25 protein-coding genes are annotated in these 26,331 nt (G+C 67.6%); 10 read left to right on the forward strand and 15 right to left on the reverse strand.

What is annotated here, in order from left to right:
• Positions 1-64: 64 nt before the first annotated feature.
• Positions 65-1,525: a chitinase gene (locus tag ACFOWZ_RS29430; RefSeq protein WP_382377147.1), complete on the reverse strand. Its 1,461-nt coding sequence runs from the start codon at positions 1,523-1,525 to the stop codon at positions 65-67.
• A gap of 141 nt (positions 1,526-1,666) precedes the next feature.
• Here ACFOWZ_RS29430 and ACFOWZ_RS29435 point away from each other — a divergent pair, with 141 nt between their 5' ends.
• From ACFOWZ_RS29435 to ACFOWZ_RS29445, 3 genes are all read left to right on the forward strand, one after another.
• A complete protein-coding gene (locus ACFOWZ_RS29435; protein WP_382377148.1) occupies positions 1,667-2,806 on the forward strand; it encodes an SGNH/GDSL hydrolase family protein in 1,140 nt (379 codons plus the stop codon).
• Between the two features lie 10 nt (positions 2,807-2,816).
• Positions 2,817-3,248, forward strand: a complete 432-nt coding sequence (locus ACFOWZ_RS29440) for a phosphohydrolase (protein ID WP_382377149.1) — start codon at positions 2,817-2,819, stop codon at positions 3,246-3,248.
• Between the two features lie 74 nt (positions 3,249-3,322).
• Positions 3,323-3,550, forward strand: coding sequence for a hypothetical protein (locus ACFOWZ_RS29445; RefSeq protein ID WP_030472055.1), 228 nt, complete (start codon positions 3,323-3,325; stop codon positions 3,548-3,550).
• A 53-nt stretch (positions 3,551-3,603) separates the two neighbouring features.
• Here the strand turns inward: ACFOWZ_RS29445 and ACFOWZ_RS29450 are convergent, their stop codons facing one another.
• Positions 3,604-4,218, reverse strand: a complete 615-nt coding sequence (locus ACFOWZ_RS29450; RefSeq protein ID WP_382377150.1) for a class I SAM-dependent methyltransferase — start codon at positions 4,216-4,218, stop codon at positions 3,604-3,606.
• Positions 4,219-4,324: 106 nt separating this feature from the next.
• Here ACFOWZ_RS29450 and ACFOWZ_RS29455 point away from each other — a divergent pair, with 106 nt between their 5' ends.
• Positions 4,325-7,819 carry a glycosyltransferase gene (locus ACFOWZ_RS29455; RefSeq protein WP_382377151.1) on the forward strand — a complete coding sequence of 1,165 codons (3,495 nt, stop codon included), beginning with the start codon at positions 4,325-4,327 and terminating at the stop codon, positions 7,817-7,819.
• Here ACFOWZ_RS29455 and ACFOWZ_RS29460 read toward each other — a convergent pair.
• The 3 genes from ACFOWZ_RS29460 to lepA form a co-directional block, all read right to left on the reverse strand.
• Positions 7,816-8,388: a hypothetical protein gene (locus tag ACFOWZ_RS29460; RefSeq protein WP_382377152.1), complete on the reverse strand. Its 573-nt coding sequence runs from the start codon at positions 8,386-8,388 to the stop codon at positions 7,816-7,818. The genes ACFOWZ_RS29455 and ACFOWZ_RS29460 overlap by 4 nt on opposite strands.
• Positions 8,389-8,481: 93 nt before the next feature.
• Entirely contained in the window at positions 8,482-9,306 is an 825-nt protein-coding gene (locus ACFOWZ_RS29465; RefSeq protein ID WP_382377172.1) for a DUF72 domain-containing protein, read from the reverse strand.
• Between the two features lie 32 nt (positions 9,307-9,338).
• Positions 9,339-11,174, reverse strand: coding sequence for a translation elongation factor 4 (lepA, locus tag ACFOWZ_RS29470; protein WP_382377153.1), 1,836 nt, complete (start codon positions 11,172-11,174; stop codon positions 9,339-9,341).
• Positions 11,175-11,423: 249 nt separating this feature from the next.
• Here lepA and ACFOWZ_RS29475 point away from each other — a divergent pair, with 249 nt between their 5' ends.
• The 4 genes from ACFOWZ_RS29475 to ACFOWZ_RS29490 are packed head-to-tail and all read left to right on the forward strand — an operon-like array spanning position 11,424 to position 13,594.
• A complete protein-coding gene (locus ACFOWZ_RS29475) occupies positions 11,424-12,707 on the forward strand; it encodes a protein-glutamine glutaminase family protein (protein WP_382377154.1) in 1,284 nt (427 codons plus the stop codon).
• A 13-nt stretch (positions 12,708-12,720) separates the two neighbouring features.
• A complete protein-coding gene (locus ACFOWZ_RS29480) occupies positions 12,721-12,975 on the forward strand; it encodes a hypothetical protein (RefSeq protein ID WP_030472045.1) in 255 nt (84 codons plus the stop codon).
• Between the two features lie 19 nt (positions 12,976-12,994).
• Positions 12,995-13,141 (forward strand): hypothetical protein, encoded by a 147-nt coding sequence (locus ACFOWZ_RS29485; protein WP_382377156.1) that lies wholly within the window; start codon positions 12,995-12,997, stop codon positions 13,139-13,141.
• Positions 13,142-13,171: 30 nt separating this feature from the next.
• The gene (locus ACFOWZ_RS29490; RefSeq protein ID WP_382377157.1) at positions 13,172-13,594 is read left to right on the forward strand and encodes a type II toxin-antitoxin system PemK/MazF family toxin; all 423 of its coding nucleotides are present in this window, start codon (positions 13,172-13,174) and stop codon (positions 13,592-13,594) included.
• Here ACFOWZ_RS29490 and ACFOWZ_RS29495 read toward each other — a convergent pair.
• The 6 genes from ACFOWZ_RS29495 to ACFOWZ_RS29520 all read right to left on the reverse strand — a co-directional run bounded on the left by ACFOWZ_RS29495 (position 13,579) and on the right by ACFOWZ_RS29520 (position 19,430).
• Positions 13,579-14,781, reverse strand: coding sequence for a pentapeptide repeat-containing protein (locus ACFOWZ_RS29495; protein WP_382377158.1), 1,203 nt, complete (start codon positions 14,779-14,781; stop codon positions 13,579-13,581). The genes ACFOWZ_RS29490 and ACFOWZ_RS29495 overlap by 16 nt on opposite strands.
• Before the next feature lie 160 nt (positions 14,782-14,941).
• Entirely contained in the window at positions 14,942-15,112 is a 171-nt protein-coding gene (locus ACFOWZ_RS29500; protein WP_382377159.1) for a DUF397 domain-containing protein, read from the reverse strand.
• Positions 15,087-15,932 carry a helix-turn-helix domain-containing protein gene (locus ACFOWZ_RS29505; protein ID WP_382377160.1) on the reverse strand — a complete coding sequence of 282 codons (846 nt, stop codon included), beginning with the start codon at positions 15,930-15,932 and terminating at the stop codon, positions 15,087-15,089. The genes ACFOWZ_RS29500 and ACFOWZ_RS29505 overlap by 26 nt, the downstream gene beginning before the upstream one ends.
• 60 nt (positions 15,933-15,992) lie before the next feature.
• Complete coding sequence (locus tag ACFOWZ_RS29510) at positions 15,993-16,835, reverse strand: transglutaminase family protein (protein WP_382377161.1); 843 nt, start codon at positions 16,833-16,835, stop codon at positions 15,993-15,995.
• A 2-nt stretch (positions 16,836-16,837) separates the two neighbouring features.
• Complete coding sequence (locus tag ACFOWZ_RS29515; protein WP_382377162.1) at positions 16,838-17,785, reverse strand: alpha-E domain-containing protein; 948 nt, start codon at positions 17,783-17,785, stop codon at positions 16,838-16,840.
• Between the two features lie 13 nt (positions 17,786-17,798).
• Positions 17,799-19,430 (reverse strand): circularly permuted type 2 ATP-grasp protein, encoded by a 1,632-nt coding sequence (locus ACFOWZ_RS29520; protein ID WP_382377163.1) that lies wholly within the window; start codon positions 19,428-19,430, stop codon positions 17,799-17,801.
• A 90-nt stretch (positions 19,431-19,520) separates the two neighbouring features.
• Here ACFOWZ_RS29520 and ACFOWZ_RS29525 point away from each other — a divergent pair, with 90 nt between their 5' ends.
• Complete coding sequence (locus ACFOWZ_RS29525; protein WP_382377164.1) at positions 19,521-21,731, forward strand: P-loop NTPase fold protein; 2,211 nt, start codon at positions 19,521-19,523, stop codon at positions 21,729-21,731.
• On the opposite strand, the gene ACFOWZ_RS29530 is transcribed toward ACFOWZ_RS29525, so the two are convergent.
• From ACFOWZ_RS29530 to ACFOWZ_RS29545, 4 genes are all read right to left on the reverse strand, one after another.
• Positions 21,728-22,450: a hypothetical protein gene (locus tag ACFOWZ_RS29530; RefSeq protein WP_382377166.1), complete on the reverse strand. Its 723-nt coding sequence runs from the start codon at positions 22,448-22,450 to the stop codon at positions 21,728-21,730. The genes ACFOWZ_RS29525 and ACFOWZ_RS29530 overlap by 4 nt on opposite strands.
• 367 nt (positions 22,451-22,817) lie before the next feature.
• Complete coding sequence (locus ACFOWZ_RS29535) at positions 22,818-23,597, reverse strand: MBL fold metallo-hydrolase (protein ID WP_382377167.1); 780 nt, start codon at positions 23,595-23,597, stop codon at positions 22,818-22,820.
• Positions 23,594-24,394 (reverse strand): alpha/beta hydrolase, encoded by an 801-nt coding sequence (locus ACFOWZ_RS29540; protein ID WP_382377168.1) that lies wholly within the window; start codon positions 24,392-24,394, stop codon positions 23,594-23,596. The genes ACFOWZ_RS29535 and ACFOWZ_RS29540 overlap by 4 nt, the downstream gene beginning before the upstream one ends.
• Positions 24,391-25,230, reverse strand: a complete 840-nt coding sequence (locus tag ACFOWZ_RS29545) for an alpha/beta fold hydrolase (RefSeq protein WP_382377169.1) — start codon at positions 25,228-25,230, stop codon at positions 24,391-24,393. The genes ACFOWZ_RS29540 and ACFOWZ_RS29545 overlap by 4 nt, the downstream gene beginning before the upstream one ends.
• Before the next feature lie 87 nt (positions 25,231-25,317).
• Here ACFOWZ_RS29545 and ACFOWZ_RS29550 point away from each other — a divergent pair, with 87 nt between their 5' ends.
• Positions 25,318-26,265 (forward strand): helix-turn-helix domain-containing protein, encoded by a 948-nt coding sequence (locus ACFOWZ_RS29550; protein ID WP_382377170.1) that lies wholly within the window; start codon positions 25,318-25,320, stop codon positions 26,263-26,265.
• The last annotated feature ends 66 nt before the right edge of the window (positions 26,266-26,331 follow it).

A 26,331-nucleotide genomic window follows, 5' to 3' on the forward strand; every position in this document is an offset into this window, starting at 1 on the left:
GGTCTTGGTCCGAACGGCGTCGCCGTCACGTCCACTGTGGACGTGACGGCGACGGGCCCGTCATCTAGGGCAGGGAGTCCAGATGAGGGGCAACCGTGTTGGCGAACTGCCAGTTGTTCGAGGCGTCCCAGTTGATCGACCAGGTCATCGCGCCGCGGATCGAGGGCCAGGTCGTGCTCGGCTTGAACGTTCCGCAGCTCGTGCCGCGGGCGAGGCAGCTGAGCGCGTTGTTGACGTTCGACGGCGACTGGTAGCCCCCGCCGGCGCCCGACGGTGACGCGGGCAGGCCGAGGCCGACCTGGTCGGGGCGCAGACCGTTCTGCAGCTGGATGCACGCGAGCGCGGTCAGGAAGTTGACCGTGCCCTGGCTGTGGACCTGCTGGTCGCAGCCGAGCATCGAGCCGGAGTTGTAGTACTGCATGTTGACGATGGTCAGGATGTCCTTCACGGCCAGCGCGAGCTTGAAGTACTCGGCGCCGGTGCTCTGCATGTCGATCGTCTGCGGCGCCATGGTGATGACGGTGCCGCCACCGGCGTGGATGCTCCGCAGCGCCTGGGCCATGTAGGTCGAGTTGACGCCGTTCTCGAGGTCGATGTCGACGCCGTTGAAGCCGTAGTCGGCGATCAGCGACTTGACGCTGTTGGCGAAGTTGGTCGCCGCCGTCGAGTTGCCGACGCTGATCGTGCCGCGCTCACCGCCGACCGAGATGATCACCTTTTGGCCGCGGCTCTGCAGGGCCCTGATGTCGGCCTTGAACTGCGCGTCGGTGTAACCGCCGAGCTGGCTGCTCAGCCCGGAGTCGAGGGTGAACGCGACCTGTCCCGGCGTTGTCGTCGCATCGGCGAACGCGACCGCGACGATGTCGTAGGTGGTGGGGACGTCCGCCAGCTTGAGCGCGCGCGCTCCGTTGTAGAAGTTCTGCCAGTAGCCCGTCAGGACGTGCTTGGGCAGTCCGGTGTTCGGCGGATTGCTGGTCGTGGTGGTGGTGGTAGTGGTCGTAGTCGTTGTGGTTGTCGTGCTCGTCGTCGTAGGCGGTGTGCCAGGACCGTCGAGGTTGACGTCGTCGGCGTAGTAGGTGGGCTGGCCGTACCAGCCGTGCAGGTAGATCGTGACGCTGGTGGCGCTGCCGCTCGTGAAGTCGACGGTGAGCTGCTGGAACCCGCTCGTGCCCGGTGTCCAGGTGCTCTTCTCCACGCCACCGGTGACGCCGAGGTAGACGTAGCTGCCCTGCACCCACGCGGTGAGCTTGTAGGCCGTGTTCGGTTGCACCGTCACGGTTTGCTGGCACCGCGCGTTGCTCTGCCCGGCGGGCGCGCCCTGCAGCGCGTAGTTGCCGGTGCGCTTGGTGCCGGTGGTGACGCTCGTGCCCTCGGTGCAGGTCCAGCCGCTCAGGTTGCCGGCCTCGAAACCGCTGTTGGCGGCGAGGTTCGCGGCGACGGCGCTGCCGTTGATCACCAACACCAGACCGGCACAGGCGAACAGCGCGGACAGCAGCGCTATCGCTGCTCGTCTGGTCTTGGACATGGTCCACCTCCACACATCATGCGGCGGCCATGTTGTGAGTTGGACTAAAAATGGACTAGACCACTACGCCTGGTCAAGCGTTGCACTGGTCATCGGAGGTATTTAGGGTGAGGGTGCCGCCGCCTGTTGCCGAGGAGTGACATGCGCGTACTGGCTGTTCTGGCTTTGTTGTTGGGGTTGACCACACCGGCTACCGCTTCTCCCGACTGGGTCGCCGCCTGGGGTTCGGCGATGCAGACACCGGTTTCATCGGATGTCAGCGGCACGTCCTACACGGTCCGGAACGTCGTCCGGTTGACCGTGGGCGGCTCGACGGTGCGGGTGAGGCTCTCGAACGTCTTCAGCTCCGGCGACCTGACCGTCGGCAAGGTGTCGGTGGCGCCGGCCGGAACCGGTGCCGCGCTGGGAATGCAGGCTCGACGGGTGACGTTCCGCGGCCGCGAGTCCGTCGTCGTGCCGCGCGGCGGTGAGGTGCTCTCCGACCCCGTGGCGCTGCGCACGGTCGCGGACTCCTCCGTGGCCGTCTCGATCTGGGCGTCGTCGGCGCCCGCTGTCGCGACGTACCACCGGAGTGCGTTGTCCACCAACTACGTGGCGCCTGGCGACCACGCCCACGACCTCGACGGCGCGGCGTTCACGCAGAAGGTCTCCTCCTGGTACTACCTGTCCGAGGTGGCCGTGACCTCACCGGTGCGCGGATCCGTGGTGGCACTGGGCGACTCGATCACCGACGGCTCCGGCTCCACCGGCGGTGCGCATCGGCGGTGGACCGACGTGCTCGCCTCGCGGACCGCGCTCGGCGTCGTGAACTCCGGGATCTCCGGCAACCAGCTCCTCCGCGACGGCACCTACGGCGTGTCAGGGATCTCGCGGACGCCCCGCGACGTGCTGGCGAGGTCCGGCGTGCGGACGTTGATCGTGCTGGAGGGGATCAACGACATCAAAGCCAAGCCGGACGCCACGTTCGAGGAGCTGCGCGAGGGCTATCTCCGCGTCATCTCTCTCGCGCACGCTCACGGCGTACGAGTGCTCGGCGGAACCATCACACCGATGGGCGGCTACGCGAACTACACCGACGCGCGCGAGGCCGTGCGTTCGGCAGTGAACTCCTGGATCCGCTCATCGGGCGCGTTCGACGGTGTCGTGGACTTCGATTCGGCCGTGCGGGACCCCGCGCGCCCGACTTGGTTGCGCGAAGAGTTCGCACGGCCGGATCGCTTGCATCTGACCGATGCGGGTTATTCGGCCATGGGCCAAGCGGTGGACGTGTCGCTGCTTTAGCTTGATGCGCGTGTTCACCCTCGAAGACGCCATCACGATCGCCACCGCAGCCCACGACGGCCAGGTCGACAAGTCGGGCCGCCCGTACATCGGACATCCGTTGCGGGTCATGGCATCCGTGACGGGTGAACACACACAGATGGCCGCCGTGCTGCACGACGTCATCGAGGACACGGCGGTGACGGCCTCGGATCTGCTCGCGCGCGGATGTCCTGCCGTTGTTGTTGACGCGGTCGTGGCTCTGTCGCACCTGCCGGGCGAACCTCAGGAGGACTACCTGCGCCGGGTGGCCGCGGATCCGCTGGCGGTGACCGTGAAGCGCGCGGACATCGCGGACAACCTGTCGCCGGCGCGCCTGGCCCGCCTCGACGCCGCCACGCAAGATCGCTTGAAGATCAAGTACGCCCAGGCGCTGGGGTTGCTCGATGAGTTCGTGAGTTAACTAACCTTCTTCATCGGTACAGGTCGCTTGAGCAGGGTGTATTATCGAACCGTAACCAAGATTGGAAGGATCAAATGACCCGCCACGACCTGTCCGTGAAGTCCCTGCGCTCGAGCCTGGCCTCCCGCCGCGACGCTCGCCTTCAGCGCCGGAGCCTGGAGCGGCAGTTGGCCAGCTACACCACCGAGAGCGACCGGCTCGAACTGGACGCCATCATGTCGCGCCACAGCGCCGACGAGACGAGCGAGCTCCGTTCGATCATCAACCGGCAGGCGATGGACCGCCTGATGCGCACCGCCTGACGAGATATCCCTGGGCCACCCCGGCAACGTTGCCGCGGGTGGCCTTCGCGTTTCTAGAACAACCTCTTGACGGTCAGCACGTTGTCCTTCCGCGACTCCTCCTGACCGTCCGGCCCGACGAGGGGCCGCTCGACCACCTCGTCCGTGATGACGATCCAGTTGTCCGCGAGCCCGAGGTGGTCGAGCACGTCCTTGGTCGTCGGGAAGTAGTAGTGCTGGTGCTCGGACCACGAGGGCGCACCCGCGTGCCCACCGATGATCAGGTACCCACCCGGCGCCACCGCCTGCGAAGCCCTCTTCAGAATGCTGTTCCGCTCGCCGTCCTCCTCGACGGGCGAGTGCAGGAACTGCGCGCTCACCAGGTCGTAAAGGCCTTCCGGGAACGTCACCTTGAGGTCGTGCCGCTCCACCGCGATCTCGACGCCGGCGTCGTACGCGTGCTTCAGGGCGCGGTCCAGCGCGACCTGGGACACGTCAACGCCCAGCACCCGCCACCCTCTCTTCGCGAGCCACACGGCATCGCCGCCCTCGGCGCACCCGATGTCCAGCGCGCTCCCCGGCGTCAGTCGCTCGGCCTCCCGCACCAGCAACGGGTTCGGCTTGCCGGACCAGACCTGGTCCCGCTCCGAGTAGAAGGACTCCCAGAACTCCTGCGCTGTCGTCGTCATGCCCCCAAGGTGCGCGCAACTGTGCCAGACTGGCAAATCTCGTTGCCAAGACAGCAAAACACGGCGTGTAGCGCCCCGCGAGCGCATCGCGATGTAGAGGAATGTTGTGAGACCGAGGAACGAGGTGGCGGTGGACGAGCACGGGACAGCCCCTGTATCCAGGCTGGACGGTGCACGGCGCCGCTCGGTGGTGGTGGACTTCTGGCGCAGATGGCGGCAGGACGGACACGGCTCCGGACTGCTCTTCGGCATCTCGGGGGTCGGCAAGTCGGATGGGGTCGTGCGCCCCTTGCAGGACTGGGCGAACAGTCAGGGGATCGCCACCGTCTGGGTCGACGTTCCGGCCAACACCACGAGCGTCGATTCGCGCCTTCTCGACGACATCGACGAGGAGCTGGGCAACGGAGGCCACACGACGCTGAGGACCGCCATCGCCGGCGTGACCGGTCTGGCCGCGACGCTCCGAGTGCTCCTGCGAGCGGGCGCGCTCGTCGTCCTCGACGAGTTCCAGCGCATGCTGGAACCCGACGGCCATCCATCACCGCCGATCGCCCGCTTGCTGGAACAACTCGGTCGGCGCCCGGCGGACGCGGGTTATCTGCTGCTGGTCTCCAACCGGCACGTCGACTGGTCGTGGGCCGAGTCGTTCGACGTCGTGGAACTGCCACCACCCCACGACGACGCCGACGCCGTGGGCATCGTCCTGCAGCAGCTGGCCCCGGAGGACGCGGCCACCAGGTTCCCGGAGAGCCGGCGGCTCGAGGTGGCGCATCGCCTGGGGCACAACCCGAGGGTCCTCCGCCTGCTCGGACTGCTGCTCAAGTCACGAGTACTGGCGGAGCTGCTGCCACTGGCGGAAACGGACTTCACAGAGCCGGTCGATCCACAGCTGATCAACGACATCGAACGCAAGCTGCTGGCGAAAGCCGCGGAAGGCCTTCCGGAGGAGACGAACTGGTTCCTCCAGGACATGTCCGTCCTGCGCGACTGGTCCAACTGGGAACTGACCGAGGCGATGGGCCGCGCAGGCGCCGACGTGCGCAGCCTGGTACGGCAGTCGCGCGACAGGTATCTCCTCCAGGTGCGCAGTGCCGCCGACCCCTCCGAGGTCGACCTCGGAGGCCGCTATCAGGTTCACCCGTTGCTGCGTGAGGTGAACGCGACCCACAAAGAACCGGCCGCCGAGCACGCACGGCGAGAGGCGCACGTCCGCGCGGGAAAGTGGTACGCGCGCAAGCTCAAGGCGGTTGGGCGAACCACGGTCCACGATCACACGCTCGCACTTGGCTTGGACGGCGCTCGGTACCACTTCACGGCCGCAGGTGCGACCGCGGAGTTGCTGGAGGCGATAAAGCCCATTCGGCACTACATCAAGAACCGGTACGGATCGAACGCTCAACCGACCAGGACGGCCGCGGAACGCAACGCACGGATCACTTTGCTGGAAATCTTCAACAACCAATGGGGCACACCCGGAACGCACTATCATCTCGCCGTCTGCTTGAGAGACCGCGGCGCTCCCGGCGACCTCGAACGCGCAACCGGGTTCGCCAAGCTGGCAACCACGAATGTCGACAACGAAGTCCCCTGGGTGCTGTGGATCAGGCTTGTCCGGGCTACGTCCGACGGCCCTGACGCAGCAATCGCCGCAGCGCGCGAAGCGACTGAAAACGTCGCACCCAACAAGAACCTGTACATCATCTACCAGCTGCTCGGCAGTTTTCTGAACGAGATGGGACTCACCGAGAAGGCTGTTGCCGTTCTCCGTGAAGGCATCAATCGCGCGGGCACGGACAGAACGCGGATCGCAGCGCACACCGTGAAGCTGGCTGCCGAGGCATCCGACCAGAAGCTGTTGGACGAGCTCTGCGACTGGCTGTCGACGATGACACAGGAGCTGGAACCCCAGCACCTACTCGCGCAGGCCCTGCGACTGGAGCGCAGAAACCACTGGGCCGATGCGATCGACGTGATCGGCAATGGCCCCCGAAAATACGCCAGCTATCCGGAACTGACGCTCCACAAGGCGCTCTGTCTGCTGGCAGTGGGAGAGCCGGCGGCCGCACAGGAGGTGCTCGACCGGTTCCCGAACAGCAAACACCGACACGCACCCCCCTTCATCTGGTGCGCCGCTTTCGTCGCTCTGGAGCACGGGATGACGGCGAGTGCCGCCACGCTGCTCGGCAGCTACCTCGACGAGCCGGCACCACCGACCACGAGCGCGGAGATCAGAGCACGCCTGCTGTACGAATGGGACAGAGTCACTCACTTCGGCTCGCAATCCCCTTCGCTGGAATTTCCGGTGCTTCCGCCGCGCCTCACCGGACTGCCTGGGGTCGTGCTCCGTCCCCAGTACGGCGGCCCGGTCCTGCCACAGCACCAGCCGACCGCGGACGCCTCGGCGACGAACCGGCCGCACGTGCTGGCGCTCGCCGCCGCGTGGTCCCCGACGAGCGGCGGAGTGCCCACTTTCAACAGGCTGCTGTGCCTCTCTCTCGCCTCCACCGCCCAGGTCACCTGCGTCGTGCTCAAGGTCACCGACGAAGAACGGCGCGAGGCGGCCGATGCCGGGGTCACTCTCGTTGAGGCACAACAGATACCAGGCGCAACAGACTCGGACAGGTTGTCCTACCCCGTCCCTCTGCTGGAAGACCTTCCCCCGGATCTCATCATCGGACACGGCAGGTGGACGGGTCTGGCCGCGAGGCGCCTGGCACGGGACTTCCCGGACGCCGAACGCCTTCACTTCCTGCATGTCATCCCGGACGAGATCGAGCAGCACAAACCCAAGGAAGGTGTCGACGTGGCCGCGCTCGCCGAGGAGCGCCAGGAGATCGAGCTGGCGCTCGGGACCGACGCCAACCACGTCGTCGCGGTCGGACCGCGCATCTACGGCTGGTTTCACTGGGATTTCGAGCGGCGCGGCAAAGACGTCTCGAAGCTGCTCCGGTACGACCCTGGTTTCGACTCGCAGAACGCAGTGGACCGAAGCCCGCCACGGCATCGATGGATCGTGCTCGTCACCGGCCGAATGGAGGACGATCGCCTCAAGGGCCTCGACCTCGCAGCGCGCGCGTTCAACGAGGCACGGCTCCGGCGCCGCCCTGGCACCCCGCCCGTCGTGCTCCTCGTCCGCGGCGCGCCGGACAACGAGTCCACGGCCCTGGAGAACAAAATGCGCGAGTGGGCCGGCGACCCGTCGCTTCCGGTGCAGGTGCGGCCGTACACCACCAAGGCCGAGGTGCTGAGTGCCGACCTGCGCGGTGCCAGCCTGGTGCTCATGCCTTCCCGCGCGGAGGGCTTCGGGCTCGTGGCCGCCGAAGCCGTAGCCGCGGGCACACCGGTGCTGGTGAGCGATGCCAGCGGTTTCGGGGACCTGTTGCAGGAGGTGGAACCGGAGGAGGCCGCGCGGATCGTGGTGCCGGTGACCGGCGACGACGACCGCGACGTGGAGAAGTGGAGCGCCGTGATCGAAAGTGCCCTGCGGGACCGCGACGCGGAGTTCCGCCGGGTGGCCGACCTGCGCGACCGCCTGGCCACGAAGTTCACCTGGGCGAGCGCGTCGGCCCAACTGCTGGACCAGGTGCGGCTGACGCGCTAGCGCGCCGGCTTCTCCCGGTACTGCGCGTGCACGACCTCCAGGTCTTCGGCGTCGAGCCCCAGGTCCCGCCGCATCTCGGCGCGCAGGACCCGGTAGCCGACCTGTCCCGCGTCCCACTCGGACCTCATGCCGGTCGGTTCGCTCGCGGGGTCGAGCACCAGCCGCGAGAGCCGGATGCGAGGCATCATGGCCTTCGGCATCAGGTCCCGGATCGCCTCTGGGGCGTGCACGTTCGCCGGTCCCAGCGCGCGACGGGTGTTGCCGGTGGCCTCGCGGATGTCGGACGTGACCAGCTCACCGAGGGACTTGCCGTCCTCCCGCGCACGCCGGCCTTCGTAGAGCACGATGTCGAGCGCCTCGATGGCCCCCATGACCTCCGCGTACGCCGCAGCGCGCGCTTCGCGGGATCGGGACGACTGCTCACGGCTCCAGCGCAGTTCCTCGCGCTCGGCTTCCAGCTGCCAGCGCCGGTTCTCCCTGCGCGCATTCAGCATCTGAGTGAGGATGACGCCGGCGAAACCGAGCAGCGCTACGACGATGGGTACCCAGATCGGAACCTGTGACGACACCAGGAGAACATAGCCTCGGAAACCGAGTCGTGGCACGAAAGCCGGACCCAGCTCACGTCTGACGCCGACCTGAACACGTAGCGATCTGTTCGCTCAGAACAGGGTCGGCGGCTCGATCGGCTCGGGCTCGGGCAGTGCCTCGAGATCCGGCACGAGCGCCCGCACCTCGTCGTGGAACCGGCGGGCGAGCTCGGGCGCGACGTCGTTGTCGGGAGTGTGCACGAACACCGTCGGCGACCGCCCCTCCCGCAGCCAGTCGGCGACGACGTCGGTCCACGGCCGCCACCCCTCGACCGTCTCCTCGACCGAGTCCCGGCCCAGGTAGCGGACGATCGGCTGGCCGGTCAGCGCCCGCGTCCGCCGCGGCAACCGCGGTTTGCGGTCCCAGGCCTCCTGCTCGGCCTCGCTGGTCGGCGGGCTGCGGAAGAAGACCGTCGTGTCGAACGGCACCCACTCGGCGTCCACGCCGGCGAGCGCCCCCTCCAGCAGCGACGCCGCGCCGGCGTCGGAGAAGAAGACCGGGTGACGCACCTCCACGGCGCGTTGGAGGCCGGCGGGCAGCCTGCGCAGGAAGCGGCTCAGGGCGTCGACGTCCGTCGGGCCGAACGAGCCGGGCAGCTGGGTCCACAGGACCGCACGTTCGCCGAGAGGTTCGATCGCGTCCAGGAACGCCCGCATCGGGGCCTCGACGCCTGCCAGCCGGCGCTCGTGCGTGACGACCTTGGGCAGCTTGACCACGAACCGGAAGCCGGGGTCGGTCTGCCGCGCCCAGGTCTCGACCGTCTTCTGAGCGGGTGTCGCGTAGAACGTGGTGTTGCCCTCGACAGCGTTGCACCAGCCGGCGTAGGCCCGCAGTCGCTCCCCGGCGGGGTGCGACTGCGGCATGTACCGCCCGAGCCACGCTTTGTGGTTCCACATCGCGCAGCCGACATGAAGACGTGCCACTGCGGCTACTTCTTGCCCTTCGGCTCCTCAGTGGACAGCGCGGCGACGAAGGCCTCCTGCGGCACCTCGACCCGGCCGACCATCTTCATGCGCTTCTTGCCTTCCTTCTGCTTCTCGAGCAGCTTGCGCTTGCGGGTGATGTCACCGCCGTAGCACTTGGCCAGAACGTCCTTGCGGATCGCGCGGATCGTCTCGCGGGCGATCACGCGTGACCCGATCGCCGCCTGGATCGGCACCTCGAACTGCTGACGAGGGATCAGCTCGCGCAGCTTCGTGGCCATGCGCGTGCCGTAGCCGTACGCGTGGTCCTTGTGCACGATCGCGGAGAACGCGTCGACGGCCTCGCCCTGCAGCAGGATGTCGACCTTGACCAGCTCCGCCTCGGCCTCGCCGGACTCTTCGTAGTCCAGCGACGCGTAGCCGCGGGTGCGCGACTTCAGCGAGTCGAAGAAGTCGAAGATGATCTCGCCCAGCGGCATCGTGTAGCGCAGCTCGACGCGGTCCTCGGACAGGTAGTCCATGCCGCCGAGCTGGCCGCGCTTGGCCTGGCAGAGCTCCATGATCGCGCCGATGTAGTCCGACGGCGCGATGATCGTGCACTTGGTGACGGGCTCGTACACCTCGGCGCGCTTGCCCTCGGGCCAGTCGGACGGGTTCGTCACGACGTGCTCGGTGCCGTCTTCCATGATCACGCGGTAGACGACGTTCGGGGCCGTGGAGATGAGGTCGAGGCCGTACTCGCGCTCCAGGCGGTCGCGGGTGATCTCCAGGTGCAGCAGGCCGAGGAAGCCGCAGCGGAAACCGAAGCCGAGAGCGGCCGACGTCTCCGGCTCGAACGTCAGCGCGGCGTCGTTGAGCTGGAGCTTCTCCAACGCCTCGCGCAGCTCCGGGTAGTCGGAGCCGTCGACGGGGTACAGGCCGGAGTAGACCATCGGGCGGGGCTCGCGGTAGCCGGCGAGCGGCTCGGAGGCGCCCTTCTTCTCGGACGTGACGGTGTCGCCGACCTTGGACTGGCGCACGTCCTTCACACCGGTGATCAGGTAGCCCACCTCGCCGACGCCGAGGCCGCGGGACGGCTTGGGCTCGGGCGAGACGATGCCGACCTCGAGGATCTCGTGGGTGGCACCCGTCGACATCATCTTGATGCGCTCGCGCGGCGTGATCTTGCCGTCCACGACTCGGATGTAGGTGACGACGCCACGGTAGGTGTCGTAGACCGAGTCGAAGATCATCGCGCGGGCCGGGGAGTCCGCCTCGCCGACCGGGGCCGGAACCTTCTTCACGACCTCGTCCAGCAGCTCGCCGACGCCGAGGCCGGTCTTCGCCGAGACGCGCAGCACCTCCTCCGGCTCGCAGCCGGTGATGTGCGCGATCTCCTTCGCGTACTTGTCCGGGTCCGCGGCGGGCAGGTCGATCTTGTTCAGCACCGGGATGATGGTGAGGTCGTTCTCCATCGCCAGGTACAGGTTCGCGAGCGTCTGCGCCTCGATGCCCTGCGCGGCGTCGACCAGCAGCACGGCGCCCTCACAGGCCTCCAGCGCGCGGGACACCTCGTAGGTGAAGTCCACGTGGCCGGGCGTGTCGATCATGTGCAGGACGTGGTCCTGCCCGTCGACCTGCCACGGGAGGCGCACGTTCTGCGCCTTGATGGTGATGCCGCGCTCCCGCTCGATGTCCATCCGATCGAGGTACTGAGCGCGCATCGCCCGCGCCTCGACCACGCCGGTGATCTGCAGCATCCGGTCGGCCAGCGTGGACTTGCCGTGGTCGATGTGAGCGATGATGCAGAAGTTCCGGATGAGCTCCGGCGGCGTGAAGGTCGTGTCGGCGAACGTGGTCAAGGTGGTCCTCAGCAGGAAATCGGACGGGTGTCCCCTTATGGTCCCATAGTGGCCGGAGTGCCCTGCACCACTGGCTGGTCGAGGCACCACCGGGGCGCTCCTGGCTCCGCGTCACTCCGACGGCTCAGCGCATTCGGAACCGGCATGGATCGGTCGGGGCTTTCGGCTCTGTGCGCGTAATGCGCTCCTCCCCCAGGCTTTTTCCGGGTCCGCATCAGAGGAAGGATCGCGGGCGGGGGAGGTCGTGCGATGCCGCGCGAAAACGTTCTGGTCGAAGAAGTCAGCGAGTTGACGCTCGTGGCTGCCGCGGAAACGCGCTATCACGCCGTGGTGTTCGCCGGCGGCAGCAGTGCCCGGCTCGATCTGGAGGATTCCCGGGCCACCGGCTGGCTGGCCGCGCTGGAGCAGATGCGCGCGGCCGGCCTCACCGCGTACGTGGAGGTCGATCCCGCCACCGGGGTGATCGTCGAGGTGCTGTGCCCGCTCCCGGTCGTGGTCGGTGAGCTGCGGGAAAGCGACGACGGGGTCGACGTCGAGCTGGTCGTCTCGCACGCGCGGCACAGGCTGTCGCGCACCAACCGCGAGTTCGGCGAACTGCTGGCCGCGCTGCGCCGGGCGCAGGAGAACCAGGAACCGGTGCTCGTCACGGAAACCCTCGACGAACACGAGATCATCGATGTCCGGCCTGACCCAAAAGTGCGCGCGGAAAGCGTGGAAACCGGTGAGAGCGAAGTTCTCGGCACACCGGTGACGCTCGCCAAGGCGAACGAGGTGTTCACCCTCGTCAACAACCGCACGGCGTGTTCCGCGAACCCGATCGCACCGGGAATTCCTTTCACCTATCCCGACGACGGCTGCTGGGGCCGGGCGCACGAGATGTGCCGGCTGATGATCGGCGCCGGGGTGCAGCCGGACAAGGTGTGGATCTACGGCGGCCTGCACGTGGTCAGCTTCAACAAGCCCGACTGCACGGTGGGCTGGTTCTGGCACGTGGCGCCGACGCTCACGCTCACGACCGGCGAGACGTACGTGGTCGACCCGGCGCTCTTCCCCGGTCCGGTGCCGCGCGCGACGTGGGCGTCGGTGCAGGGCGACCCCGCCGCGACCCTGGTACCGACCGGCGCGGACGTGTTCCACAGGGGGAGCGACGGCGCGCTGACCTTCGACCCGACCTACAGCAAGACGAACGCGGTGCTCGCGAGGTGGCGCACGGAGCTGCAGCTCAGGGCAGCTGGAGCGAGCGGCCCGCCGCCGTACGCCAACTGCCTGGCCCTGCCGCCGCGCACGCAGTGGTTCGGCACCATCGCGGGCAACACGAGCCACCGGTGGTTCACGTTCGGCTGGCCGGCGAACTGGCACGTGGTGTGGACGATCATGCCGACGCTGATCTGCCCCGGCACACCCACGCTGTCGTGGTCGGTCGCGGTCGAACGGGCCAGTGCCACCACCCAGGTCACCTACTGGTTCACCGTGACCAACTCCAGCCCGCACACGGTCCGCTTCGAGGGCCGCTACGACGTTCTCAGCACCTGATCGGGGAACCGCCATGTGGACCGGAACGCAGTTCAGCGCAAGCCTCGCACCCAACACCTCGCACCGCTGGTTCACCTGGGGGTGGCCGGTCGGGTGGCACGTCGTCTGGTACGTCATGCCCACGTCCGCCGTGTCCGGGGCACCGCAGCTGGACTGGGACGTCGCCGTCGAGCGGGCGAGCTCGACCCAGTGCACGTACTGGATCACGGTCAAGAACCTGACCGCCGCCACGGTCACCTTCGAGAGCCGGTTCGCCGTCCTTTCCTGACCACGAGAGGGGAACCACCATGCGCATCGTGATCGAGATCGACGTCGACGAGCAGGACGTCGTGATCAGGGTCAACCGGGAGGGCAGGACGACGGTGGTCCAGCCGCTCGCCGAGGACGGGGGCACGACCGACGCCGGCCCCGCCCCGGAGATCAACGACGAGTGACGCCTGCTCGTCTAAGGTGCGCTCGTGCTGATGAACGGTGAAGACCCCCGCCCCGCGCACGGAGCGGTGCGCGAGATCTACGACGCGGCGCAGGCCGCCAAGCTCGACTACTCGCCCCAGATGGACGGCGACGCCGACCCCGGCGAGGTCGTGTGGGCCTGGGTGCCGTTCGAGGAGGACGCCTCCCGAGGCAAGGACCGCCCGCTGCTGGTCGTGGGCCACGCGAATGGCGACCTGATCGCGCTGATGCTCTCCTCGAAGGAGCCGCGCGAGGACTACCTGGAGCTGGGCGCGGGCGCCTGGGACCGCGATGGCCGGCCGTCCTACCTGCGGCTCGACCGGGTCTTCGCGCTGGACTCGGACGACGACATCCGGCGCGAGGGTGCCGTGCTGGCACCCGCCGCCTTCGGCCAGGTCGTGGACGCCCTACGCGAACGTCACGGCTGGCGCTGATCGGGCGGCACACCGGTCGCCGACATCAGATCGACACCGACGAGATTCGCACCGTCGAACTTCGCCCCGGTGAAGTCCGCGTCGGCGACCTTCGCACCGGTCAGTGTGGCGTCGGTGAAGTCGACATCGCGGGCCACAACGCCTGACAGGTCAGCGTTCCTCGCCACAACCGCCACCAAAGACGCGCCGAGAAGGCCCGCCCGCGACAACTTGGCGTTCGACATGGCGGCTCTGTCCAGCACAGCCCTGAGCAGAGCCGCCCCACGGAGATCGGCGTGGCGCAACTCGGCCTCGACCAGCCGTGCACCGTTCAGGTTGGCGGGCGCCAACCTCGCCCAGAAAAGGCTGGCGTTGCTCAGATCGGCGTCCGTCAGGTCGGCGGCGACCAAGTCGGCCATCGACATCCTTGCGCCCGCGAGGTTCGCGCCGGTGAGATCCGCACCCCTCAGGTTGGCCTGGCTGAGATTCGCTCCGGCGAGGTCGGCACCGGACAACTTGGCCAGGCGGAAGTCCACTTCTGCCAGCTCCGCCTTGCGCAGTGCGGCTCCGGAGAGATCGATCTGCGGCACGCGCCAGTACTCGTCGTTCCCGGCGATCGAGTGGCGTCCGATGACACGCACAACCGCACGGCGGACGTGCTCTTCCTCGACCGCGTCCCGCTTCGGCTCGTCTTCAGCCGGATACTCGTACGGCATGCGGAGGTAGGCGCAGAGCAGGTTGATGATCGTCTGCCGTTGGCCGGGAGAGCTCTCGCCCAGCCGTTCCAGCGCGTACAGCCCAGCCAGGCGCACAGCTGCTTTCTCCGAACCGAGTTGGTCGGCCGCCTTCGTGTACAGCTCGGTGATCCGTCGTTCGGTCGCGTCGAACTCGGTGCTGATCGCCACCTCACGCTGGTGGGCGAGGGTGAGCTCGGTGTACCTCTGCCGCCGGGCGGTGAGCAACAACGCGACAGCTCCGCCCGTGCCCACGACGATCGTCCCCGCGGTTCGGATCACGTCGAGCTGCTGCGACGCGCTTCCTCCGCCGTAGTGCCTGATCAGCAACACGGCCGCCGTGACACCGATCCCCAGCACCACGACCGAGCCGACCAGAATGCTGCGCCCCGTAAGCGCCTGCATCGTCTCGCCGCGGCGTGACTTCAGTGCCCACGAACCCGCGAGTACCAACGCGACGACGGCGAACGGCAACCCCGACCGTCGGGCCCAGTCCCAGACTGGATCCCAATCGACGGTGTGCGCGAACCAGACACTGCCCACAATCGCAGCCGTGAGCGCGAGCCTGCCGAACGTCGGCCTACCCCCATGTGCAACGAACACGTCTGCACAATCGGGTCAGGCACCCCGTCCGCTACATGCGGACGAACGCACGCCACGCGGGTGCGCTGAACATCAGCGTGCCCGCGTCGGCGTTCTTGGAGTCACGAACCAGCACGTCAGCAGCGAACGACACCTCCACGCATTCGCCGCCCTCTGTCGCTCCGCTGTAGCTGCTCTTACGCCAGACGCGGTCCCCGGCCATCGAATTCCTCTCGCGGTGGGCTGACGTACTCCGCCAGCTTCGTCCGCGATTGTCCCGCATCCAACGCGACTTGCTCCAGGTGATCGAAGAGGAGCCTGGTCCGCGCGATCGCGCCCGGGTCCTGCACGAACACGTTCACGAGGTCGGCCTCGCAGTAGACAACCGACGCCGCCTTCTCGTACGACCACAGGACGCAGCCCGACGAAGGCACCACGACGTCCGCAGGCACGATCCGGATGTCCAACCCGCTGAAGAGCATTCTCGCGTACTGGTCCTCCATGATCTGGTTGTCTCCAACCTTCTGCCGGAGTGCCAGCTCGTGGACGAAGAACACGCAGGTCGGCCGATCGTGCCGACGCAGGATCGCCTGCCGCTCGATGCGGAACCGCACGAGGTTCGGGATCCGCTCCTCCGCGACGAACCCACCCACCCTGTACAGGGCGTCCGCGTACTCCGGTGTCTGCACCAACCCCGGGATGCCTCGCGCGGAGTAGCTGGTGATCGTCGTGGCCGTGGACTCGGCGAACGCGACCGTTCGCAGCTCCTCGTGCACCTGCACCACGTACTCGTCGAAGGCGTACTTGTACCGCCTCCGGAAGTTCTCGAAGAAGTCGATGTCCTTGTCACACATCGTCAGGAACTGCACCAGGTCGATCTCGCTGGCGCGCGCCTTGCCCTTCTCGATGTTGGTCACCTTGCTCGGGTGCCACCCGAGCCGCATGGCCATGTGGGCACCGCCCAGATCGGTGCAGGTCTCCCGAAGCCGGCGCAGCTCGTCACCCAAAGCCCTGCTGCACGCGGTCGATGTGGTCACAGTCATAGGACCGACGCTAGGGATTGCACCTGCTCCAATGAAGAAGCTCATTCGGGTGAAAACATCCTAGGCGAGGCGCGTGATGTCGACCGTCACCTCCAGCGCCGTCGCCGCCCCACCCGAGTAGATCCCCTTCAACGGCGCCACATCCGCGTAGTCCCGCCCCAGCGCGACCCAGATGTGCCGAGGCCCGACCGGAATGGCGTTCGTCGGGTCGTAGCCCCACCATCCACCGGTCCACGCCTCGATCCACGCGTGCGACTCACCGCGCACCGTCTCTCGCGGCGCACCGTCTTTCTTCGTGTGCAGGTAACCGGAGACGTACCGCGCAGGAATCCCCATGCCGCGCAACAACACCAACGTCAGATGCGCGAAGTCCTGACACACGCCCTTGCGTTCCTGCCACGCGTCAACGGCCGAGCTGTGCACTCCGGTCGACCCCGGCTGGTACTTCAGCTGCTCCCACACCCACTGCGAAGCGGCCAGCACGGCGTCCGACGGCGAGTTGCCCTTCTTCAGCTCGCGCGCCTTGGCCAGCAGCTCACGGTTGCGCGGCGTGTACCGCGTCGGCTCCAGAAACTCCGTGTACCGGTCAACGAGGTTCTCCTCGCGCATGTCCGCCCACGTACCGGTGGTGACCGGTTCGATCTCCGAACTCGTCTCCACCACCGACGACGCAACGACCTTGAGTTCCGTGTGCGGCGCGTGCAGGTCGAACGACGTGACCTCAGTTCCCCAGTAGTCCGTGTACCGGTAGGCGCGAGTCGCCGGACTCGTTTCAACGCGCGAGACGACGACGTTCTGCCGTCGGTCGCCACGTGGAGTCAGCCGCGCTTCGTTGTACGACTGCACAACCGGTGCCTCGTACACATAACCCGTCGTGTGCACGACACGTACGCGCCAGCTCATGGTCAGCCCACCTCGGTGTTCGTCCAGGCGACCCACGGCGCCACGTGGAAGTACTGCTGCGACACGGCCTCACCGACGTCACGGACCGTTTTCTGCAGTGCGGCAAGGCGCTTCGGCAGGTCGTCCAGCAAGTCGTGCGGCCGCAGGAACTCCAGCTCACTCCGCGCCTTGCCCAGCAACCTCAGCGCCTCGGCCCGTGCCCCGACCCGCACCGTCGGCTGGTTCTCCAGCTGTTCCAAACACGCCTCAGCCTGCCGCAGCGCGTGGAACACCGACCGCGGGAACAGCCTGTCCAACAACAGGAACTGCACCACGCGCGACGCGTCCAACGCGCCGCGATAAGTCCTTAGGTACGTGTCGTGCGCACCGGCCGAACGCAACACCGTGACCCATCCAGGAGACGACGCCCTGTCCCCCACACGAGCAAGCAACAGCCGCACAATCATGTCCACGCGCTCAACGGACCGCCCGAGCACTAAGAAGCGCCACCCGTCGTCCCGCGACATCGTGGAGTCCGCAAGCCCCGCGAACATCGCCGCCCGCTCCTCCACGAACGAGAAGAACGCGTGCGGCCCCATCGTGCGCGCGTACGTCTGCCTCTCCGCGACGGCGTTCCACATCGCGTTAAGGCACTCCCACATTTCGGTCGACACGACCTCACGCGCACCACGCGTGTTCTCGCGCGCGCTGTTGACCGAAGACACGATGGAGCTGGGGTTGTCCTTGTTGTACGCCACCAGTTCCGTCAGCGACCACACGTCCAACTGCTCGGTCCCGACCGGCGGCTTGATCCCCAGAACGGTCAGCAGCTGCCGTGACGTGGCGTCCGGATCCACCGTCGCGTCCTCCAGCAGCTGGTGGACCGAGACATCGAGAATGCGCGCCGTGTCGTCCGCTCGTTCGACGTAGCGGCCGATCCAGTACAGCGACTCCGCGTTGCGTGCCAGCACTTCGCGCGCCTCCCTACTGCTGCTGTTGTTGCTGTTGCTGGGAAGTGGTCAGCTCGGGCCCCTGCTCGGCCGCCGCGGACTCCATCTCGGAAGCCCCGGCCAGCCCGGGCTCGGCGAGCTCCCGCTCCACAGTGGACGACTTCGGCGCGAGCACCCAGGTGTCCTTGGACCCGCCGCCCTGCGAGGAGTTCACCACCAAACTCCCCTCCGGCAACGCCACCCGCGTGAGCCCACCGGGCAGCACGAAGATGAAGTTGCCGTCGTTGACCGCGAACGGCCGCAGATCCACGTGCCGCGGCGCCAGCTTGTCCCCGACCTTCGTGGGCACGGTCGACAGCTGCACCACGGGCTGCGCGATCCACCCGCGCGGATTGCTCTTGATCCGCTTCCGCAGCGAGTTCAACTCCTTCGGCGACGCCTCCGGCCCGAACACGATCCCGTACCCGCCAGACCCCTCGACCGGCTTCACCACCAGCTCCTCGAGCTTGTCCAGCACGTGCGTCCGCTCGTCGGGCAGCCAGCACCGGAACGTGTCGACGTTGGGCAGCAAAGGCTTCTCGCCGAGGTAGTACTGCACGATCTCCGGCAGGTAGGTGTAGACGAGCTTGTCGTCCGCCACCCCGTTCCCCACCGCGTTGGCGACAACGACGTTGCCCGCCCTCGCCGCGTTCAACAGCCCCGCGATCCCCAGCACCGAGTCAGGCCGGAAGTGCACCGGATCCAGGAAGTCGTCGTCGATGCGCCGATAGATGACATCGACCTGGCGCTCCCCCTCAGTCGTGCGGAGGTAAACGAAGTTGTCGCGGCAGAACAGATCCCGCCCCTCAACGAGCTCCACACCCATCTGCCGCGCGAGCAACGAGTGCTCGAAGTACGCGCTGTTGGCCAACCCAGGCGTGAGCACAACAACGTTCGGATCCGCAGCGTTGGGCGCAGCAGCATTCCTGAGGGCCCTGAGCAGGTGCACCGCATAGTCCCCGACCGCACGAACGCGATGCCGAGCGAACAGGTCCGGAAACACCCGAGCCATCGTCCGCCGGTTCTCCATCACGTAACTCACCCCGGACGGACACCGCAGGTTGTCCTCGAGAACCCGGAACGTCCCCTGCTCGTCCCGCACGAGGTCAACACCCGCCACGTGGATGCGCACCCCGTTGGGCGGATTGATGCCGGCGGCTTCACGGTGGAAGTGGTCGCACGACGTAATGAGACGCCGCGGCAACACTCCATCCCGGACGATCTGAGCGTCGCCGTAGATGTCCGCGAGAAACATCTCCAATGCCCGCACCCGCTGCACGATGCCGCGCTCGAGTTTCGCCCACTCACTCGCCGTGATGATGCGAGGAATGAGGTCGAGCGGAAACGGCCGCTCCTGCCCGCTGAGACTGAACGTGATGCCCTGGTCGACAAACGCCCGCCCAAGCGCTTCACTACGCGCGTTCAGCTCGTTGACCTGCGACGGAGCGACCGATTCGTACAGCGCGCGATAAGCCGATCGCACACCGTTGTCGGTGGAGAACATCTCGTCGTAGGCGTCGGCGTGCGGCCGTTGGGGATTCAGATAGCCGTTGAACAGCTCACCGAGCCTCGGCGTGGTGACCGTGCGGCTGCGGCGCAGTCCTGAGGTGCGGGCTCGGCGTTCCATGGTCCACATCTTCACCCCTGTTACGCCGTTTACGCACTACCCCGACCAGACAGAAACCTCCCGGAAACGAAACTCGGTACCTTCCCGGGCGTGACCTCAGCCGAGCCGCCACAGATGGAGCTCGAACGCACCATCGAATTCGAGCTGCCCATCAACGATCTAGCGGTCAACACCCAGGACGCGGGGAGCCCACTGCTCCAGGTGTTCTTCGACGGACAGCCGCCGGAGATCGTGCTGGCGAACACCGGGGAGCGCTACGGGGGCAGCACCCGCGAACACTGGGAGAAGGTGCCCGGTCCGCGCATGTCTGTGTCGTTCGGTGATCTGGATGCCGTGGCTGACCGTGCGGACATCGTCCTGCGCCCGCACGCACGCGGCCGCGAGACTCGTCGGCTGTCCGGCCACTCCACCCAGATCACGACGCTTGCGTTGTGCCCAACTTCGGGTGAGCCGCTCCTGGTGTCGGGGAGCGAGGGTGGTTCAGTCCGGATCTGGGATCCGCGCACCGGTGAACTGATCCGCCAAAGCCAGTCATCGCGGGTCTCCGCGCTGGTCGTCTACCTGGGGCCGGACGGACGACCCCGGATCGCATCTGGTGGCAGGACAGGCAGGCTGCGCATCTGGAACCCCCGGCTTCCCGTACCGCCTTTGGTCAGCTTCGTGTCGACCCGTGGATTCAGCGACCGTGTCGCGTCGGAGGACCTGCTCGACCGCGGCACGCTGGTGGACGGGTTGCGCGATGTGCTGCGACCGGACGAGGACGACGACGGCCCGACCGTACTGACCGTCGAGGGCGCGTGGGGTTCGGGCAAGAGCACGCTGCTGGAGCTGCTGAAGAACAAGATGCCCACCCCACCCACCGCCGTCCGGAAGCGGCTCTGGTTCACGGTGTGCCAGGCGGACTGGATGCTCTACTCGCCACCGGCCGGGATGAAACCGCCGCGCCAGCAGCCCACGAAGATCAAGCCGATGGTCAAACCGCTCGTGGTGTCGTTCAACCCGTGGCGGCACCAGTCGAGCGAGCAGGTGTGGGCGGGACTCGCGAAGGTCGTCACCGAGGCCGCCGAGTCCGCGATCATGCCGCACCGCAACAACGTCGAGCGGTACTGGTTCACCCGCAACGCCAAGCGCGTCGATCGCCGGCACCTGCAACGCCAGCTGTGGAAGCGGATCCTCTCGCCGCTGCTGACTCTCGCCGGGCTGGGTTTAGGCGTTTCCGTGCTGAACGCGTTGGCCAAGTGGAACTTCGACTGGGCGTGGTGGGTGACAGCCGGGCTGGCCACCGCGGGTGTCCTGCACACGGCGCTGAGGTACCTGTTCGGCAAGGCTTCGGCGTTCCTGCCCGGCGAGCTGTTCGCCGGGCCGGTCGTCAGCAACGCTTTCTCCGGCACCACTACCGATCCGTTGATCCGCGACCCGTACTACAACGCCCGTTCCGGCTACCTCTACCTCGTGCAGCACGACGTCCGCGAGTTGCTCCGCGACCTGAAGGCGTACGACTACCGGGTCATCCTGTTGATCGACGATCTCGACCGGTGCACACCGCGCACGACGGCTCAGGTGTTCGAGGCGATCAACGTGTTCCTGTCGGACGACTTCCCCGCCACCAGGTTCGTGCTGGGCCTCGACACCGCCGTCGTCGCGGCCCACGTCGACCACGCGTACAAAGAACTCGCTGACGCGAAGATTGTGACGCACCCCGACGACCCGAGTCCCGGATGGACGTTCCTGCGCAAGCTCGTCCAACTCCCGGTCCGGTTGCCCCGCACCACCGCTGACAACGTCGACCAAGTGTTGCTGGCGCAACTCGGGCCGGTGCATCGCGAAACTCAGGTAGTCCACCCCGAAGGGGTAGCCGCTGCAGACTCCGGCTTGCTCACGGAGTCTGCAACCGTTGAGGTGATCGAGCAGGAGATCATCGCCATCGAGCGGCACCCGGACGTCCGCGAGCACCTGCGGCAGCGGCTCCGTGCCCAGCCCGAGCAATCGGTGCGCGAGGAGAAACGGCTCCTCAACACCTGGCAGTTCTACCTGCGTGTGCTCCAGACCTCAGATGTCGAGGAGGCCTGCCAACTGGTCGCCGTCGCCGAGATCGCGGTCAGGTGGCCGGCGTATCTGCACCGCCTGCGCGGCGGCTGGCAGGACCTGGCCAACGCGGTAGGCGACGATGTCCAGTGGGGCGCGACGATCGCCAAACTCGGCTTCGCCTACTCCGACCGCGAGGCCGCGGCGAACCTGCGCGAACTGCTCCTCGACTGCGACGCGCAAGCGGTTGCGAGCCTGGCGAACCGGCTGTTCTAGAGGCGGGCCTTCAGGACCGCGCCCGAGGCGTGGGTGACGAACATCGTGCGAGTGCCCGGCAGGAAGCGGACCGCAGTCGGGTTCTTGAGGCCGGACAACAAGGTGTAGTGGGCGCCGGTCCACGGGTCGACCTTGATGAGCTCGCCGCTGGTGTAGGCGGTGACGTAGAGCTTGCCGTCGGGGCCTACGGCCAGGTCGTCGAGGCCTTTGTCGGGTGCGCCCAGTTCGAGGCGGGTCTGGCGGTTGCCGGTGATGCGGACGATGGCGGACTTCGGGTCGATGACGATGTTGGTGAAGACGGTGTTGCCGATGGTGACGATGCCGTTGGGGTAGGCGATGTCGAGGTGACGGACGAGGATGCCGCGGCGGTCGAACTCGGCGCCGTTGGCGGAGCTCAGGGTGTCGCCGCCGATCCACACCTCTGGCTCGGGGGTCAGGCGGACCACCCCGGAGGGCAAGGGGCGGGTTTCCGGGCTGTCGTCGCCGAAGTTCACGTAGAGGAGGCCGTCCGGGCCTTTGCGGATGGCACCGGGGGCGCGCAGCGGGATCGACTGTAGGAAGGTGCCGTCCAGGCGGTACTGCTCGACGGCGTTGCCGGTCAGGTTCGAGAGCCAGATGGTGCCGCGGTCGAACTCCAGGTTCTCGTACCAGGTGGGAGCGGTGTGCAACGGATCCCAGCAGCGTGAGCCGATACCGCCGTGGTGGACAACAGGAGGCACAACACGAATCGTGGCCGTGATGACAGTGGTCTCGTTCGCCCTCTCGGGCTGATCCCCGACTCGTGGGACATCAGCGACGGTTCGCCGAAGCCCGGCGGGGCGGGTGAGAGCGCTCTTACGCCCGGCTGCCGCTGAGTTGGTTGATAGGTAGTGTGATCAGCAAACGATTGCGTTTGTCCTGGACTACCGCCAACTGGGCGCGAACGGGCCAGGAGAGCGCGACGACATCACCGGCGCCGCGCCCTTCGCTCCGAAAGATTCGGGGGAAGTCCGGTTGGGACACTGCGTCACAGGCTCCGGCGTGCTCCCCGACCCACCGGCATCGGGCCAGACCCCGGCCCTTCAACCTCAGTAGCGAGGTGGCTGCTCACTCGGCGAGGTCTGTTCCGATGCCGAGCGGCAACCAGCGAACGCGGACATCGGGTGCGGCGGCGAAGGCCGGCTCGATGAGAGCGCGGCCCTCGTGGAAGTGTTGCCAGCCCTCGTAGTGCACGGGAACGACGGTGCGCGGCCGCACCGAACGACAAAGCTCGACGGCGTCGGTGGCGGTCATCGTGTAGTGCAGCGGCCCGGTGATCGGGAAGCGGACGCCGCCGAGGTGCAGCACGGCGAGGTCGACTTCGACGCGGCCGGCGACCTCGCGCACGCCGTCGTACAGCACGGTGTCGCCGGAGATCCACAGCGCGCCGTGGTCCTGGCCGTCCCATCGCAGGGCGAAGCCGATGACGTCGCCGGTGATGGGACGGGACAGGGGTGGACCGTGGCGGCACGGCGTCGCGGTGATCTCGATCGGCGGTCGGCCGGGAGCTTCGAGGAGGGTGGTGGCCCACGCGGTGAGGCCGCGTCCACGGCCGAGCCGCCGGGCACCGGAGGTCGTGGTGACCACCGTGCCGACCTCGGCGAGCAGGGCCCGTCCGGCGTCGTCGAGGTTGTCGGCGTGGTGGTCGTGGGTGAGCAGCACGGCGTCGATCGCGCCCAGGTCCGCGGCGGCGATGGCGGGACCGGTCAGCTTCCGCGACGACGTGCCCCAGCCGAAGGCGTACCTCCGGCCGGGGGCGTCGAACGTCGGATCGGTGAGCAGCCGCCACCCGTGGACCTCGATCAGCGTCGTGGGTCCACCGATGTGGGTGATGCGGACGTCCTTCACGCGCCGGGCCAGCCCGCCTGGTCGACGGCCCAGGCCAGGACGTCGTCGGCGATCTGCTCCCAACCCTCCTGCGCGGGCAGCAGGTGGGCCTTGCCCTCGTACTCGCGGATCTCGGTGACGGTGTCCGACTTGTAGTGCTTGGCGTTCGAACGCTGCACCGACGGCGGCATGATGTGGTCCTCGCTGCCGGACACGAACAGCAGCGGGGCGCGCTTGTCGTTGTGGTAGTCGACGTGGATGTCCTGCGGGCCGGGGATGAAGTTGGCGAGCACACCGCCCCACAGGATCCGCCCGGACGCCGGGACGTGGTAGCGCTGGTACAGCTCCAGCGACTCCTCCTCGGTGAAGGTGTTGGTGAACGCGTAGCGCCACTGCTCCGGGGTCAGGCCGACCGCTTTGTGCCGGTTGGCCGGGTTCTTCAGCACCGGCAACGTCGAGCGGATCTGGGACAACGGGGTGACGAGCACGCCTTCGGTCGGCGCCGAGTTGAGCGCCACGCCCGCCGCGCCGAAACCGCGGTCCAGCAGGACCTGGGTGAACGCGCCGCCCGCTGAGTGGCCGATGATGATCGGCGGTTCGTCGAGCTGTCCGACGACGGACTCGAGGTGTTCGATGATCGCGGGCGCGGTGACGTCCTCGATGGGCGACGGGTCGGCGTTGAGCGCCTCGACCTCCACCTCGAAGCCGGGGTAGGCGGGCGCGACGACGTGGTAGCCGGCGCGCTGGTAGCGGTCGACCCAGTGCTCCCAGCTGCGCGGCGTCACCCAGAAACCGTGGACCAGGACGATGGTCTTCATCGTGCAGCCTCTCCCGAGTTGACGAAGGCGAGCAGGTCCGCGCCGAGCCGCTCCTTGTGGGTGTCGGTGATGCCGTGCGGGGCGCCCTCGTAAACCGTGAGCGTGGCGCCGGGAATCCTTGCTGCAGAAGCCTTTCCACCCACGTCGATCGGCACGACCTGGTCGTCGTCGCCGTGGATGACCAGCGTCGGCACGTCGATCGCCTCGAGGTCCTTGCGGAAGTCGGTGGCGGAGAACGCGGCGATGGACTCCAGCGCGTTGCGGTGCCCTGCCTGCAGGCTCTGCCGCCAGAACGCGTCCCGCGTGCCCTGGGAGACCACCGCGCCCGGACGGTTGTTGCCGAAGAACGGCCCGTCGGCGAGGTCGCGGTAGAGCTGCGAACGGTCGGCGAGCGAAGCCGTCCGCAGCCCGTCGAACACCTCGATCGGCACGCCACCGGGGTTGTCCGGGGTCTGCAGCATGAACGGCGGCACCGCGGAGACGAGCGCGATCTTCGCAACCCGCGCGGTGCCGTGCCTTCCGACGTAGCGGACGACCTCGCCGCCGCCGGTGGAGAACCCGACCAGGGTGACCTCGCGCAGGTCGAGCGCGTCGAGCACCGCCGCGAGGTCGTCGGCGTAGGTGTCCATCTCGTTGCCGTGCCAGGTCTGCGTGGATCTGCCGTGCCCTCGCCGGTCGTGTGCGATCGCGCGGCAGCCGTTGCTCGCCAGGAAGAGCATCTGCGCTTCCCAGCTGTCCGAGTTGAGCGGCCAGCCGTGGCTGAACACCACGGGTTTCCCGCTGCCCCAGTCCTTGTAGAAGATCTGCGCCCCATCGGCGGCGGTGACGAAACTCATGACTCGAATCTAAGATCCAGCACGCGTGCCGAATCGGTTCACAGCGCCGTGCCGTCGGCTCACACCGCCACACCAGGGGGACTCGGCATGGCACTTCTGCTCGACACGACGACGATTCCGTTGCGGGACAGACGGGACGCGCTGATCACCACGTTGCGCGACGCTTCCGGCACGGGACGGGTGGAGCTGGCGGACGACGAGCCGGTGCGGGCGCGGGTGGACCTCTGGTCGTTCGGCAGCGCGTCGATCCTGCGGGCCGACTCGAACGGCTTCGCCAACATCGGCACGACGAAGTCCGCTCGTTCGGCGTCGGGCGAGCACATCGCCATCGGTGTGCACGAGGCCGGCGCTGCCCGCTACCAGGTGGGAGCGACCACCCAGGCAGTGCGGGCCGGGGAAGTGCTGCTGGTCGACGTCAACCGGCCGTTCAGCTTCGGGTGGCGCGGCCGTGGGGCGGCGCTGTCGCTCAACACCTCGGCTGCGGACCTGGCACTGCCGGGCGAGATGATCAGACGAGCCGGTTCGCGACTGAGATCGAGTCCGCTGTACGGGTTGTTCGGCAACCACCTGATGGACCTCTCCCGGAACGCCGATCTGCTCAGCGGCAGCCCGGCGGCCGGAATGCTGGGTGCCGCGAGCATCGAGCTCGCCCGCGCCCTCATCGCGACAGCCGTCGAGGACGTGGCGGGCACCCGTGACGTCGTCGAGCAGACCTTGATCGTCCAGGTCCGCGCCTACGTGCGGCAGCACCTGCGCGATCCCGACCTCTCTCCTGGCACGATCGCCGCGGCGCTCGCCATCTCACCTCGCCACCTGCACCGCGTCTGCACGAACGCCGGCCTGCGCCTGGAGCAGTGGATCATCGCCCGCAGGCTCGACCAGGCGAAGGCTGAGCTGGCTCATCCCAGCTCCCGGCACCTGTCCATCGGGAGGGTCGCCCGGCGTTGCGGCTTCAAGGATCCGACCCACTTCACCCGCCGATTCCGGACCGCCTTCGGCGTGCTTCCCAGCGAATGGCGCCGCAGCACGTCGTAGAACGTGAAAAAGCCCTGCGGGGAGCGCTTGTGGCGCTCGACCCGCAGGGCAAATTAAGTTCGGCGG

Origin of the sequence: Lentzea rhizosphaerae (genome assembly GCF_042649515.1) — a bacterium.
GTDB classification, from domain to species: domain Bacteria; phylum Actinomycetota; class Actinomycetes; order Mycobacteriales; family Pseudonocardiaceae; genus Lentzea; species Lentzea aerocolonigenes.